Source organism: Novosphingobium taihuense, assembly GCF_007830315.1.
GTDB lineage: Bacteria > Pseudomonadota > Alphaproteobacteria > Sphingomonadales > Sphingomonadaceae > Novosphingobium > Novosphingobium taihuense.
On the sequence record NZ_VLKJ01000020.1, the window covers coordinates 1 to 12,964 of the forward strand.

The 12,964-nt window shown below is 63.5% G+C and carries 11 protein-coding genes and 1 pseudogene; 3 read left to right on the plus strand and 9 right to left on the minus strand.

All coding sequences use genetic code 11. From position 1 onward, the window contains the following. Positions 1 to 95: pseudogene (locus IQ25_RS20140) on the minus strand (electron transfer flavoprotein subunit beta/FixA family protein); the annotation flags it as partial. 180 nt (positions 96 to 275) lie between these two features. Here IQ25_RS20140 and IQ25_RS20145 point away from each other — a divergent pair. After that, positions 276 to 557 (plus strand): thioredoxin domain-containing protein, encoded by a 282-nt coding sequence (locus IQ25_RS20145; RefSeq protein WP_246415865.1) that lies wholly within the window; start codon positions 276 to 278, stop codon positions 555 to 557. Between the two features lie 76 nt (positions 558 to 633). On the opposite strand, the gene IQ25_RS20150 is transcribed toward IQ25_RS20145, so the two are convergent. The 3 genes from IQ25_RS20150 to IQ25_RS20160 form a co-directional block, all read right to left on the minus strand. Next, positions 634 to 3,093, minus strand: coding sequence for a TonB-dependent receptor (locus tag IQ25_RS20150; protein ID WP_144908078.1), 2,460 nt, complete (start codon positions 3,091 to 3,093; stop codon positions 634 to 636). 380 nt (positions 3,094 to 3,473) lie between these two features. Further along, positions 3,474 to 4,529, minus strand: coding sequence for a sugar phosphate isomerase/epimerase family protein (locus IQ25_RS20155; RefSeq protein ID WP_144908079.1), 1,056 nt, complete (start codon positions 4,527 to 4,529; stop codon positions 3,474 to 3,476). A 12-nt stretch (positions 4,530 to 4,541) separates the two neighbouring features. Beyond that, positions 4,542 to 5,651 carry a Gfo/Idh/MocA family protein gene (locus tag IQ25_RS20160; RefSeq protein WP_144908080.1) on the minus strand — a complete coding sequence of 370 codons (1,110 nt, stop codon included), beginning with the start codon at positions 5,649 to 5,651 and terminating at the stop codon, positions 4,542 to 4,544. Between the two features lie 179 nt (positions 5,652 to 5,830). On the opposite strand from IQ25_RS20160, the gene IQ25_RS20165 reads away from it, so the two are divergent. After that, on the plus strand, positions 5,831 to 6,505 hold the full coding sequence (locus IQ25_RS20165) for a TetR/AcrR family transcriptional regulator (protein ID WP_144908081.1): 675 nt from the start codon (positions 5,831 to 5,833) through the stop codon (positions 6,503 to 6,505). A gap of 3 nt (positions 6,506 to 6,508) precedes the next feature. Here IQ25_RS20165 and galU read toward each other — a convergent pair whose 3' ends face one another. Then, positions 6,509 to 7,396, minus strand: a complete 888-nt coding sequence (galU, locus tag IQ25_RS20170; protein WP_144908082.1) for a UTP--glucose-1-phosphate uridylyltransferase GalU — start codon at positions 7,394 to 7,396, stop codon at positions 6,509 to 6,511. Positions 7,397 to 7,532: 136 nt separating this feature from the next. On the opposite strand from galU, the gene murA reads away from it, so the two are divergent. Further along, complete coding sequence (gene murA / locus IQ25_RS20175) at positions 7,533 to 8,816, plus strand: UDP-N-acetylglucosamine 1-carboxyvinyltransferase (RefSeq protein WP_144908083.1); 1,284 nt, start codon at positions 7,533 to 7,535, stop codon at positions 8,814 to 8,816. Positions 8,817 to 8,826: 10 nt separating this feature from the next. Here murA and arfB read toward each other — a convergent pair whose 3' ends face one another. Genes arfB through pabB form a run of 4 tightly spaced genes read right to left on the minus strand, consistent with a single transcriptional unit; the run spans position 8,827 to position 12,881 of the window. Then, a complete protein-coding gene (gene arfB / locus IQ25_RS20180; protein WP_144908084.1) occupies positions 8,827 to 9,240 on the minus strand; it encodes an alternative ribosome rescue aminoacyl-tRNA hydrolase ArfB in 414 nt (137 codons plus the stop codon). A gap of 1 nt (position 9,241) precedes the next feature. Next, positions 9,242 to 9,937: an RluA family pseudouridine synthase gene (locus IQ25_RS20185; protein WP_407070609.1), complete on the minus strand. Its 696-nt coding sequence runs from the start codon at positions 9,935 to 9,937 to the stop codon at positions 9,242 to 9,244. Next, a complete protein-coding gene (locus IQ25_RS20190; RefSeq protein ID WP_144908086.1) occupies positions 9,937 to 11,106 on the minus strand; it encodes a pyridoxal phosphate-dependent aminotransferase in 1,170 nt (389 codons plus the stop codon). The genes IQ25_RS20185 and IQ25_RS20190 overlap by 1 nt, the downstream gene beginning before the upstream one ends. 5 nt (positions 11,107 to 11,111) lie before the next feature. Next, positions 11,112 to 12,881, minus strand: coding sequence for an aminodeoxychorismate synthase component I (gene pabB, locus IQ25_RS20195; RefSeq protein WP_144908087.1), 1,770 nt, complete (start codon positions 12,879 to 12,881; stop codon positions 11,112 to 11,114). Positions 12,882 to 12,964 lie beyond the last annotated feature (83 nt).

The following is a 12,964-nucleotide window of genomic DNA, read 5'->3' on the forward strand; positions in this document are numbered from 1 at the left end:
TTCACGTTCGCAAGATCAACACCACTCCCGTCCGCCTTCACCCGAGGCTTCACGTTGTAGTCAATCACCCGCTTCACGCAGACCAGGGCTTTCATGTGTCGTGCTCCTGCCAATGCCATGCCGTTGATGCCTTGCGGCACCGGCTCGATCCTCGCGATGGCGCGGAACGGGGGTGGTGTCCACGGTAAATTTGCAAAGGTGCAAAGCGGAACTTTGCAGCCGGGGTCCATTTCAAAGCGTTTCCGTTCCCCTATCTGCATGACGAGACGCAAGACGTGGCGTTGGCCTACAATGCGATCTGCACGCCCGACTTCCTCCTCTACGATCGTGATCGCCTGCTGTACTACGCAGGCCAGTTCGATGCGAGCAGGCCGAAGATCAACCGCCCGCCCGTGCCCGGCTTACCGCCCTTGCGCACTGACCTTCCGGTGACGGGCGAAGACATGCGCCGCGCGGTGGATGCTCTTCTGTCAGGAGATCCCGCACCGCATCCGCAAAATCCGAGCGCCGGGTGCAGCATCAATTGGCGCCCGGGCAAAGACCCTTCGTGGGGGTGATCTCCTTATCGTGAAGGCAACAAAAAAAGGGGAGCGGCGAACCGCTCCCCTTTCTCATTTGCGACCCTGCGTTGACTTAGAAGTCTACTGCGAGGCGGACGCCGTAGGTGCGCGGCGTGCCGAACTGCCAGTTGAACACGTCATCATTCGGGCCTGCCGAGATGAAGCTGCCGTAGGTCAGCGGGCGCTCGTTCTCGAGGTTCTTGGCGAAGGCCGTGATCGAGAAACGTTCGTTCTCGGGCTTGTATTCAAGGCTGACATCGGTCTGCGTGAAGGCGGTCTGCTTGCCATCGCGGTAGTTGTAGAAGTCCGTGAAGTACGAACTCTTGAACGTGGTGTTCGCGCTGGCGCGCAGCGTGCCTGCGCTGCCGAAATCGAAGGTATGATCGTAGCCAGCGGTGATCACCCATTCCGGCGAAAATGCTGGACGGTTGCCCGCAAAGTTCGGCTGCTCAGCCGCTGCAGTGGTCGGATCGAGATCGCCGATGCCGTTGCGGCTGTTGCAGACGCTCTGTGGATTACCCGCGGTCGGCAAGCAGAATACGTTGAACTGCGCGAGCAGCTCCTTGTACTCGGCGTTGAGGTAGTTGACCGAGGCGTGGAACCGGTCGTTGTCACTCAGCGCGAAATCGGCCGATGCTTCAAGACCCCAGATCTTGGCCTTGCCTGCGTTGAAGGTCTGGCCGCCAACGGTGGTGTCGAGCAGCACCGAGACCTGCAGGTCCTTGTAGTCGTAGTAGAAGCCGCCGAGGTTGAACTGGTGCTGGCCACGGTCGCCGAAGGTCTGCTTCCAGCCAAGTTCATAAGCCGTGTTGGTTTCGGGCTTGTAGTCACCCACGGAGTCGAAGCCGCCGCCCTTGAAACCGGTCGAAACCTTGGCGAACACCAGCGTATCGGCGTTGGGCTTGTAGTTCAGCCCGGCGAGCCAGGTGATCTTGTCTTCCTTGCTGGAAAGCGGGATGATGCTCTTGTACTTCAGATCAGCAAAGTTCTTGCGGCCAATTGCACCGTTGAACAGAAGGAAGTCCGGCGGCCCAGGAGGGTCGATCGGCTGGCCAGCTGCATTGGTGCGTGCGAACGGCACGGCGTTCTTGTAAATCGCATTGCGTGAATTCTCGGTGTAACGCAGACCACCAACGGCGGTCAGCGTTTCGCCGAGCGGCACTTCGACCTGACCGAAGGCAGACTTGCTCTCGCTGGTGATGTCGCGATCGAAGTAGGACAGCGTCACGACGTTCGGGCCGAAGGTGGTGACGAAGCTGCTTTCGGCGTTGACGGTTTCCTTGAAGTAAAAGCCGCCGACCTGATAGGTGATGCCGTTCACTTCACCGTTGAAGCGCAGTTCGTGGCTCTGCGTGCTGGTGCGCTGATCCCAGGTGAACGAGCGGTAAGTTACCGGCAGCGTCAGGAACTGGCCCGGCGTGCCTTCGAACTTGCGGTAGCCACCGATGTACGAGATCGTCAGAGCATCGCTGACTTCGTAAGCAACTCGCCCACGCAGAGCGTAGGTGTCCTGCGAAAGCTTGCCGAGTCCGAAGGCAGGCGCTGCATACTCCCCACGGTTGACGGCTGCGAGCAGGTTTGTCTCGTTCGGAATGCAGAGCACCTGATTGAGCGCCGACGCATAGAGCGGGGCAACCGCCGTGAAGCCGCTGGCCGTTGAGCAGCTTGCGTTGGTGGGGCGGACACCGGCAGCGTTGAGGTCTGCGGCCGCGAAAGCCTGCGGGGTGAATTCTCGCTTGGCATATTCGCCTGCGAAGTAGACGGTCAGCGCCTCCGTGGGCTCAAGCTGGACCGAGCCGCGGACGCCATAGGACTTGTTGTCGTCAGAACGAGCGCCCGGGAACGCTGGGTAGGTGTAGCCTGCATTGTAGGACGGGCGGGCGGGGTGCTTCACGTAGCCGTCGTGCTCATCATAGAAGCCGGCAACGCGGACACCGCCAATGTCACCCAACGGGACGGTCACACCGCCATCAAGGCGAACGGCATTGTAGTTGCCATAGCTGGCCGAGGCATTGGCCGCGAATTCCTTGCCGGGTTTGCGGGTGATGAAGTTGATGGCACCGCCGGTCGAGTTGCGGCCGTAGAGCGTGCCTTGCGGACCGCGCAGCACTTCGACGCGGTCAAGATCGAACAGCGCGATGCTGAGCGCCTGGGGGCGGTTCATGTACTCGCCGTCGATGTTCACGACGACCGAGGTGTCCTGCGATTCGTCGTTCGAATTGGTGCCGACGCCACGGACCGTGATCTTGATCGTGCCCTGGTCCTGGTTGAGCTGAACGGCCGGCGCGATCTTGCCGATGTCGTTCATGTTCGAGAACCCGGCCTGCTGAAGCTGCTCGGCATTCACGACGTTGATCGCGATCGGCACGTCGTTGACGTTCTGCGCGCGGTTCTGCGCGGTGACGATGATGACGTTGGGATCGACCTCATCAGCGGCGGTCGACTGGGCGGCATCCTGCGCGTGGGCTGGCAAGGCAAAGGCGAGAGCGCAGGCCCCTGCTAGCAGGCTGCGATGAAAATCGGCTTTGGACATGATGATGGTTCCTCCCCATGTGGCGCCATGTTTGGCGTACGACGGCATTAGCAAATTGAAATTTTAAAAACTAGAACCTAAATTCTATTGAGAGCGAACCTCCTGTCAAGTTCCCGGGCCTGTGGCTCGTCAGCAACATTTCAGCGTGGTTTTGTCGCAACCTGACCATCAAGTAAAATCATCACTCTTTGGCAAGGCATAGCCACAGGCTTTGGGTTATCAGTGGCACTCGGCCATACGCCCGATTCATAGACCCACGATAAAAATACAAAAAGCAAATTGTCTTCATGGTTTTTAATTCACAGGGTGAATGCAAATCTCTGGTACGCAAAAAAGGCGTCAGGGAATTGCTCCCCTGACGCCTCGGTCTTCTCGTGCCTTCAACCGATGCCCATCAACCTCGCATTGAGCGCCCGGTCAGCGCCTCCGGCGGCAAAGTCGTCAAAAGCGTGCTCGGTCACCTTGATGATGTGGCGGTCAATGAACGGTGCGCCTTCGGCAGCACCCACTTCGGGATGCTTCAGCGCGCATTCCCATTCGAGCACGGCCCAGCCAGCGTAGTCGTTGGCCGCCATCTTGCTGAAGATGCCGGGGAAATCGACCTGACCATCGCCGAGCGAGCGGAACCGGCCGGGCCGATCCACCCATGACTGATAGCCGCCATAGACGCCCGAGCGGCCATTGCGACGGAACTCGGCGTCCTTGACGTGGAAGCACTTGATGCGTTCGTGGTAGATGTCGATGAAGGCGAGGTAGTCGAGCTGCTGCAGCACAAAGTGGCTTGGATCGTAGAGGATGTTGGCGCGCGGGTGATTGCCGACACGCTCGAGGAACATCTCGAAGGTCACGCCGTCGTGCAGATCCTCGCCGGGATGGATCTCGTAGGCGACATCCACGCCGTTCTCGTCGAACACGTCGAGAATCGGTTTCCAGCGGCGGGCAAGTTCATCGAATGCGTCCTCGACCAGCCCAGCCGGACGCGCAGGCCATGGGTAGAAGTAGGGCCAGGCGAAGGCGCCCGAGAACGATGCGTGCGCCGTGAGGCCGAGATTGCTGCTGGCCTTGGCAGCGTACTTCATCTGCTGCACCGCCCATGCCTGACGCGCGGCGGGATTGCCGTGAACAGATTCGGGCGCAAAACCATCGAACTGTGCGTCGAAGGCTGGATGGACTGCGACGAGCTGGCCCTGCAGATGGGTGGATAGCTCGGTGATCTCGAGCCCCTTCTCAGCCAGCATCCCCTTGATCTCGTCGCAATAGGTCTGGCTGGTCGCGGCCTTTTCAAGATCGAACAGGCGCCCATCCCAGCTGGGGATCTGGATGCCCTTGTAGCCAAGGCCCGCAACCCAGTCGGCGATCGTATCGAGGCTGTTGAACGGGGCGTTGTCGCCTGCGAACTGGGCCAGGAAGATGCCCGGGCCCTTGATGGTCTTCATGGCGAGTACTCCTCAGAGCTTGACCCAGCCCGCGTTGTCGCGGCTGGCGGAAACGGCGGTGTCTATGAAGGTCATGCTGCGCACGCCCTCGGCAATGCCGGGGAGCAGCGGTGCGGCATCGCCGCGCACCAGCATGGCGAAATCGCGATAGAGGTTGGCGAAGGCTTCGAGGTAGCCTTCGGGATGGCCGCCCGGCGTGCGCGTGCGCGAGGATGCATCGCTGCCCAGCACGCCGGTGCCGGAGCGAACCAGCGTGCAGGTGCCGTCAAGCCGGTTGATGGTGAGCGTGTTGGGCTCCTCCTGTTTCCAGGTGACCCCGCCCTTGTCGCCATAGGCACGGATGCGCAGGCCGTTGAGTTCGCCCACCTCGATCTGGCTGGCGAGGAGGACGCCGCGCGCGCCGTTGTCAAACCGCAGCAGGATCGAGCAGTCATCGTCGAGCAGGCGGCCGGGCACCACCGCGCCAAGATCGGCGAGCAATTCGGTGACGCGCAGACCGGTGACGAATTCGGCAAGCTGGAAAGCGTGGACGCCGATGTCGCCGATGCAACCGCCAAGACCGGCGCGCGCCGGATCGACGCGCCATTCGGCCTGCTTGCCGACCGCTTCACCTGCGAGCCAGCCTTGCGGATACTCGACCACGACCTTGCGCACCGTGCCGATCTCGCCCGCCGCGATCCGGGCGCGCGCCTCGCGCACCAAGGGGTAGCCGGAGTAGGTGTAGGTCACGCCGAATGGCTTGCCTGCTGCGGCGACGAGTTCTGCCAGTTCGTGAGCCTCGGCCAGCGTGGCGGTCAACGGCTTGTCGGTGATCACCGGCAGTCCGGCGGCCAGCGCCGCGCGGGCCGAGGGCAGGTGGTTGTGGTTGGGGGTGACGATGGAAACGAAGTCGATGCCATCGGCCCGCTCGCGCTCGGCGGCGAACATGGCTTCGAGCGACGGGTAGGCGCGGGCGGGATCGATGCGGTAGCTTTCGCCTGCTGCGGCGCTGCGAGTGGCATCGCTGGAGAAAACGCCGGCGACGAGTTCGATCTCGCGATCAAGCTCTGCCGCAAAGCGATGCACGGGGCCGATGAACGCGCCGGGCCCCCCGCCGATCATTCCCATCCTCAAGCGTCGCATCCATCTCTCCCTGACGTGTCCCTGGGGCAAACCTTCGGACATCATTAGAAACTTCATTCTATTTTGTTATCTGCCCGGGTCAAGAGACTGGATGATTTAGCCTTCGCGTTCCAGCTAGATTCGTGCAAAGTAAGGGCAATGCATTCTAGTATTGATGTTTCAAGGGTGAACGACAGGTAATGGCTCGAGGCGGCGAAACGCAGGTGGAACAACCCGGACTTGCGGTGGAAACCGTAAGCCGCATGCCCCAGCAGGGCCGCAGCAAGGCCTCGCTCGAACGCATGCTCTCTGCCGCGCGCGAACTCATGCTGGAACGGGGCAGCGAAGATTTCACTCTGCAGGACGTGAACCAGCGCGGCAACGTCTCGATCGGGTCGATCTACCTGCGCTTCCAGAGCAAGGAGAACCTCGTCCGTGCGGTGATCGCGCGTGCGCTGGAAGACCTTGCCCAGACCGAAGAAGCGATGGTGCAGGACGTGCTTTCGCAATCGCCCACGCTAGACGAATTCATGCCGCGCTATGTCGCGGGCTATGCCGAAGTACTGCGCGTCAACGCGCCGCTGCTGCGCCTGGCGATGGAGCGCGCCTCGTTCGATCCGCTGGTATCCAAGCCCGGCAAGGACCACGCCCTGCGCGCCACCGAACGCGGCATGCAGGCCATGCTGCAATACCGCGCCGACTTCGGCGGGAGTGACCACGAGACCAAGGCCAACTCGGCCTACAAGGTGGTGTTCGCCACGATGGCGCGCCAGTTGAGCCTCGGCTCATCGGGCGAGGCCGCCCACGACTACGACTGGGAAGTGCTCAAGCGGGAACTCGGCCGGATGTGCCTCGCTTACCTGCGCGCACCCTGAGCGTCAGGACGCAAGAAGCCGCTTCATGATCGCCCGCACTTCGTCCGCCATGTCCGGGCGTTCGAGGGCAAGCGACAGCGTCGCCTCGACGAAGCCGGTCTTGCTGCCGCAATCGAAGCGTCGTCCGGCAAAGGTTACCGCATGGAACGGCTGCTGGCCGATCATCCGGGCCATTGCGTCCGTCAGCTGGATCTCGCCGCCCGCACCTTTCTCCTGGCTTTCCAGCGTGCGCATCACTTCGGGCTGGAGGATGTAGCGGCCAGAGATGATCAGGTTCGACGGCGCGTCTTCACGCTTGGGCTTTTCGACAAGGCCGGTGACTTCAGTGAGCGTGTCGGTAACCCGCGCGCCCGGCGCGATCACGCCGTAGCTCGAAACCTCGTCCTCGGGCACTTCGAGCACTGAAATCAGGTTGCCGCCGACCTCGTTGTAGGCGTCGACCATCTGCTTCATGCAGCCGGGACTGCCGACCATCATTTCGTCAGGCAGGAAGATGGCGAAGGGTTCGTCTCCGACCACGGCACGCGCGCACCAGATCGCATGACCAAGGCCCATCGGCACCTGCTGGCGCACGGTGACAAGGTTGCCCGGAAGGATGCGCGTAGCATCGAGCACTTCAAGGTGCTTGCCGCGATCTTCCATGGTCCGCTCGAGTTCGTAGGCGGTGTCGAAATGCTCGACGATGGCCGTCTTGCCGCGCCCGGTCACGAAAATGAGCTGTTCGATGCCCGCCTCGCGCGCTTCATCGACGGCGTACTGGATCAACGGGCGATCTATGATCGGCAGCATTTCCTTCGGAATCGCCTTGGTGGCGGGAAGGAAGCGGGTGCCAAGACCCGCAACCGGAAAGACGGCCTTGCGGATCGGCTTGCGTGCCTCGTTCGAACTCATTTCCCGATGGTATCCGTAAATTGTTGCACCCTCATGATGCACTGCACAATTACTTAGGATAAATGTCAAGCACGTGGCGCTGTGCCAACGTATGCCTGAAGCTTGCACCGCCCGGAAAACCGGATAAACGGCAGCGATGGACAAGATCATCATCCGTGGCGGCAAGCGCCTTTCGGGAACGGTGCCGGTTTCCGGTGCGAAGAACTCGGCTCTCACCCTGCTGCCCTGCGCATTGCTGACCGATGAGCCGGTTACGCTGCGCAACCTGCCGCGTCTTGCCGACATCGACGGGTTCCAGCACCTGATGAACCAGTTCGGGGTTTCGACTTCGATTGCGGGCGCCCGTCCTGAAGATTTCGGCCGCGTGATGACGCTGCAGGCGACGCGCCTGACCTCGTCGGTCGCGCCCTATGATCTGGTACGCAAGATGCGTGCTTCGATCCTCGTGCTGGGCCCCATGCTGGCGCGTGCGGGCGAGGCGACCGTTTCGCTGCCCGGTGGCTGCGCGATCGGCAATCGCCCGATCGACCTCCATCTCAAGGCTCTCGAAGCGCTGGGTGCGACCATCGAATTGGCTGCTGGCTATGTGCGCGCGATTGCGCCTGACGGCGGGCTTCCCGGCGGGCGTTATTCGTTCCCTGTCGTATCTGTGGGTGCGACCGAGAACGCGCTGATGACGGCCGTGCTATGCAAGGGCAAGTCCACGCTGCACAACGCCGCGCGCGAGCCGGAAATCGTCGACCTGTGCAACCTGCTCGTCGCCATGGGCGCGCAGATCGAAGGCATCGGCACCTCGGACCTGACGATTCACGGCGTTGACCGCCTGCATGGCGCGACCTACATGGTCATGCCCGACCGCATCGAGGCCGGCTCCTATGCCTGCGCTGCGGCGATCACCGGCGGCGAGGTCATGCTGCAGGGGGCGCGCATCGAGGAAATGGAAGCGACCGTGCAGGCGCTGCGCGATGCAGGCGTTCACGTGGAACCGCGCAAGGGCGGGATCTTCGTGGCGGCGGAAGGCCCGCTGAAGCCGGTCACGCTCTCGACCGCGCCCTACCCCGGTTTTGCCACCGATATGCAGGCGCAGTTGATGGCCATGCTGTGCCTTGCCAAGGGATCATCGGTGCTGACCGAGACGATCTTCGAAAACCGCTACATGCACGTGCCCGAACTCAACCGCATGGGCGCGCGCATCGAGACCAAGGGCCGCACGGCCGTGGTCCACGGCGTCGACAAGCTGACCGGTGCCGAAGTGATGGCGACCGACCTTCGCGCCTCGATGAGCCTCGTGATCGCCGGCCTTGCCGCCGAGGGCGAGACGCAGGTGCACCGCCTCTATCACCTCGATCGCGGGTATGAGCGCCTTGAGGAAAAGCTCTCGCTGCTGGGCGCGGAAATCGAGCGCGTCGGCGGGGATTGAGCGGCCGGGACTAATCCAGCCGCACCTTGCCGCGTCCGGCCTTTACCGCGCCCCTGATCTTCTTGCCCGCCAACCGCTCGGTCTTGCCGACGCGATTCAGGCGCGTCTTGGCGCGCTTTGTCGGCAGGTTGCAGGCCTCGCGCAGCAGGTCTGACAGGCGCTTGCGCGCGTCTTCACGGTTCTGTTCCTGCGTGCGGTAGCTGCGCGCTGTCAGCACGATTTCGCCCTTCGCGGTCATCTTGCTGCCCGCGAGCGTCTTGAGCCGGTGAAAGATCTCCGGCGGCAGGCGCAGCATGAAGACGTCGAGCCGCACCTGCACGGCAGTTGCCACCTTGTTGACATTCTGCCCGCCCGGCCCGGCCGATGCGATGAAGCTTTCCTCGACCAGCGTCAGCGCATGGGCGACTAAAGCATCGGGCGACATGTCAGGCCTCGGATGCCGGCGGTTCGGCGTCCGGCTGTTCCGCTATCGGCAGTTCGAAAGCAAAGGCCGCAAAATCGAGCGGCATGGGCGAATAGGCGTCGATCGGCTCCTTGCCTTCGCGCATGACCTTCAGCTCCGAAGCGTGAAGCATTGTGCGCCATGCGACTTTGCCATCGCCATAGACCGGATCGCCGACAAGGGCATGGCCGAGGCCTGCAAGGGCATGGATGCGGATCTGGTGGGTGCGGCCGGTTTCGGGGCGGAATTCCACCAGCGTCATGCCGGGCTTGCGCGAGAGGACCTTCCAGTGGGTGACCGAGGGTTTGCCCTTTTTCGCCGGGATCATCCGCCAGCCCTTTTCGGCCGAGCTGATCTTGCTGAGGGCAAGGTCGATGGTGCCGCTCTCGCCAGTCACTTCACCGGCGACAATGCCGAGATAGACCTTCTCCACCTCGCGCGCCTCGAACGCGGCGGCGAAGCGCTTGAGTGCCTTGGGATTGCGGGCGAGCAGCAGGCAGCCCGAGGTGTCCTGATCGAGGCGGTGGACAGGGTGCGGTTCGCGCTGGAAACCGAAGCGCAGGGCATCGAGGTGGTCCTCAAGGCACGGCCCGCCTGCGCGCGGACGGTCCAGCGGCAAGCCCGCAGGCTTGTCAATCACCAGGGCTTCGCCGTCTTCGAACAGGATGGAAAAATCGATCACGCTACGGCCTTTGCTATACGCCGGAGCGCTTCTTCGAGTTTGGATTCGTCAGCGGCAAAGCTGATGCGGAAGCCGTCCTTGCCACCGAAGGCAGAGGCCGGGACGACGGCGACGCCGCTTTCCAGCAAGTGCAGGCACAGCGCCTCGTCATCGCCGAAGCGCTCCATCAGCGGGACGGCATCGACCATGCAGTAGAACGCGCCGTCGGGGATCGGAGTGGAGAGGCCGGGGATCGCATTGATCGCGGCACAGACCATGTCGCGCCGCGCGCGGAAGCGTTCGCGCCAGTCGAGCAGAAACTCCTGCGGGCCTTCGAACGCGGCGACGGCAGCGGCCTGAGAGATCGAGGCGGGGTTGCCCGAGGAGTGCGACTGCAAGCGTCCCATCGCGCCGATCAGCCATGCCGGACCTGCCGAAACGCCGATGCGGAAGCCAGTCATCGCGTGGCTCTTCGACACGCCCGAGACGGTGAGGATGCGTTCGGCCAGGTCAGGGCATTCCACCGCGAGCGTCGCGTGGAGGCCTTCGCCGTAACGCAGTGGCGCGTAGATATCGTCGCTCATCACCAGCACGCGTGGGTGGCGGCGGAGGACCTCGCCGAGGGCGCGCAGTTCCTCTGCGGGATATGTAGCGCCGGTGGGATTGCCGGGGCTGTTGAGCAGGAGCCAGCGCGTCGCGGGCGTGATCGCGGCTTCGAGCTGGGCAACGGTGATGCGGAAGCCGCCTGCGGCCGTGGTCGGCAGGTCCACCACTTCGGCCCCTGCAAAGCGCACGATCTCGGGGTAACTCACCCACCATGGGGAGGGGATCAGCACTTCGTCACCCGGATCGAGCGTGGCGAGCAGGGCGTGGAAGATCGCCTGCTTGCCGCCTGCACTGACAATGACCTGCGAGGGCGGTACTTCTATGCCGAGATCGCGCTTGAAGTGGAGGGCTGCCGCTTCACGCAAACGCTGGGTGCCGACGACGGCGGTGTACTTGGTGTCGCCAGCGTCGAGCGCATCCTTGGCGGCCTGCACGACGTGGGCGGGGGTGGCGAAATCTGGCTCACCGACCGAGAGCGAGATCACATCACGGCCTTCGGCGCGAAGCTGGATGGCGCGGTCGGTGATGGCGGTGGTGCGCGAGGGCGCGATCCGCGCGAGGGCTTGGGAAAGCTGGGTCATGGGATTCAGGAGCCGAGCAGGCGAGCGGGGATCAGCCCGCGCAGGGCGTTTCCGACGAGGAAGCCGCTTGCCAGATCGTCGAGCGTCAGGTCCGCTTCGACAGCCCGCCCTGCCTCGATCAGCGAGCGGCGCAGCACGCCCGGCAGCAGGCCAAGATCGGCACGCGGCGTGAGCAGCGTTCCGTCGCGCTCGACGAAGATGTTGGTGAAAGTACCCTCGGTAAGCAGGCCATCATCGCGCAGGAACAGCGCTTCGCCCGCGCCTGCCTTCTTCGCGGCGGCTAGGCCCGCTTCGTAGAAGCCACGGTCGGTTGTCTTGTGGCGCAGCCGCCAGTCGCCGTCCGAGACCGGCAGCGGCAGGACCGCGCAGGTCAGGCTTTCCAGCGGTGTGGGCATGGCGCTCGCGTCCAGCGCGTGAGCACCGCCCTTCGAGGCGACGAGGCGCACTTTTGCAGGCGCTTCAAGATCGAAGCACAGCGCGTGGATCGCATTGCGCACGGCATGACGATCGAAGCTGAAGCCCAGCGCCAGCGCGCTTGCCTTCATGCGCTCAAGGTGCAGTTCGAGCAGTTCGATACCCTTGGCGGGATCGAAGGCCATCGTCTCGATCAGATCGGCGTGCCCGGCAGACAAGCGCAAGAAATTCCCCTTCACCACGCATTCGCGCCATTCGCCGATCATTTCGGAATCGGCAACCACCGCCGAGCCGACGCCCATCACGGCGCGGCCATCTGGCGACAGACGCACGGTGCGGATTGCCACATTGAACGCAGCATCGCCAGTGGGGTCTATGCGGCCGATCGAGCCGCAATAGGCCCCGCGCGCATCGCGCTCTGCCTGATGGATGATTTCCATCGCGCGGATCTTGGGCGCCCCGGTGATCGAGCCGCAGGGGAAGATGGCGCGGAGCAGGCTGCGCACGTCCTGGCCTGAATCCAACTCTGCCCGAACTGTCGTGACCATCTGGTGAACTGTGGGATAACTCTCGATGGCAAACGGGGCTTCGACGCGCACCGAACCGGGGCGCGAGACGCGCGACAGGTCGTTACGCATGAGGTCGACGATCATCAGATTCTCGGCCCGGTCCTTCACGCTGGCGGAGAGGTCCGCCTTGAAGCGCGCGTCCTCTTCTGGCGTGGCCCCGCGCGGCGCGGTGCCCTTCATCGGTCGGACGCGGGCTTCTCCGCTCGCCAGCTTGAAGAACAGTTCTGGCGAGAACGAGAGGTGCCAGTGCGCGCCGTCCCAGATCACGCCGCCGTATCCGGCGCGGGCATCGCGGCGGACGTCGGCATAAATTGCCAGCGGATCACCGTCCCACGTTCCGGCGAGCGGGAAAGTGAGGTTTGCCTGATAGATGTCGCCTGCGCGGATCGCTTCCTGCACGAGGTTGAAGGCTTTGGCATAGCCGCCGGATGAGATTGCGGCACCCATCGGGCCCAGCCTGCCGGGGCCTGTGGCGGTATTCGCCAGCCAGCGTTCGACCTCGGCGCTGGCCATGCGCGTTACCTTGCCGAAGCGGGCGAACCACACCAGCGGACCTGCCGCGCCGGTGCGCTCTGCGGCCAGAGGGGCGAGGCGCGGTTCGAGGGCGAGACCGGCTTCGTAGGCAAGGTAGCCTGCCCAGTCGCCCGGAGTGGCGGCGATCTGCGCCAGGGCCGCTTCCACCTCGTCTGCCCGCCGCGCGACGACGAGTTCGAGCACGTCTTCGTAGAGACGCGCATCGCTGGCGCCCTCGGTTCGGGCATCGTCGAGCAGGATAAAGGGGGCGCGGGTCATGGTTGTTCAGGGTCTCTGGCGCGCGCTCTAGCCGTTCCCCGCTCCGGATGCAAAAACCCCTCGCAAGGCGCGCGGTCGCGGCA

Excerpts from the sequence above, each read along its gene's own strand:
- pabB (WP_144908087.1), bottom strand. The coding sequence starts at position 12,881 with ATGACCCGCGCCCCCTTTATCCTGCTCGACGATGCCCGAACCGAGGGC.
- galU (WP_144908082.1), bottom strand. The coding sequence starts at position 7,396 with ATGAGTTCGAACGAGGCACGCAAGCCGATCCGCAAGGCCGTCTTTCCG.
- IQ25_RS20190 (WP_144908086.1), bottom strand. The coding sequence starts at position 11,106 with ATGACCCAGCTTTCCCAAGCCCTCGCGCGGATCGCGCCCTCGCGCACC.
- murA (WP_144908083.1), top strand. The coding sequence starts at position 7,533 with ATGGACAAGATCATCATCCGTGGCGGCAAGCGCCTTTCGGGAACGGTG.
- arfB (WP_144908084.1), bottom strand. The coding sequence starts at position 9,240 with ATGTCGCCCGATGCTTTAGTCGCCCATGCGCTGACGCTGGTCGAGGAA.
- IQ25_RS20160 (WP_144908080.1), bottom strand. The coding sequence starts at position 5,651 with ATGCGACGCTTGAGGATGGGAATGATCGGCGGGGGGCCCGGCGCGTTC.
- IQ25_RS20165 (WP_144908081.1), top strand. The coding sequence starts at position 5,831 with ATGGCTCGAGGCGGCGAAACGCAGGTGGAACAACCCGGACTTGCGGTG.
- IQ25_RS20150 (WP_144908078.1), bottom strand. The coding sequence starts at position 3,093 with ATGTCCAAAGCCGATTTTCATCGCAGCCTGCTAGCAGGGGCCTGCGCT.
- IQ25_RS20155 (WP_144908079.1), bottom strand. The coding sequence starts at position 4,529 with ATGAAGACCATCAAGGGCCCGGGCATCTTCCTGGCCCAGTTCGCAGGC.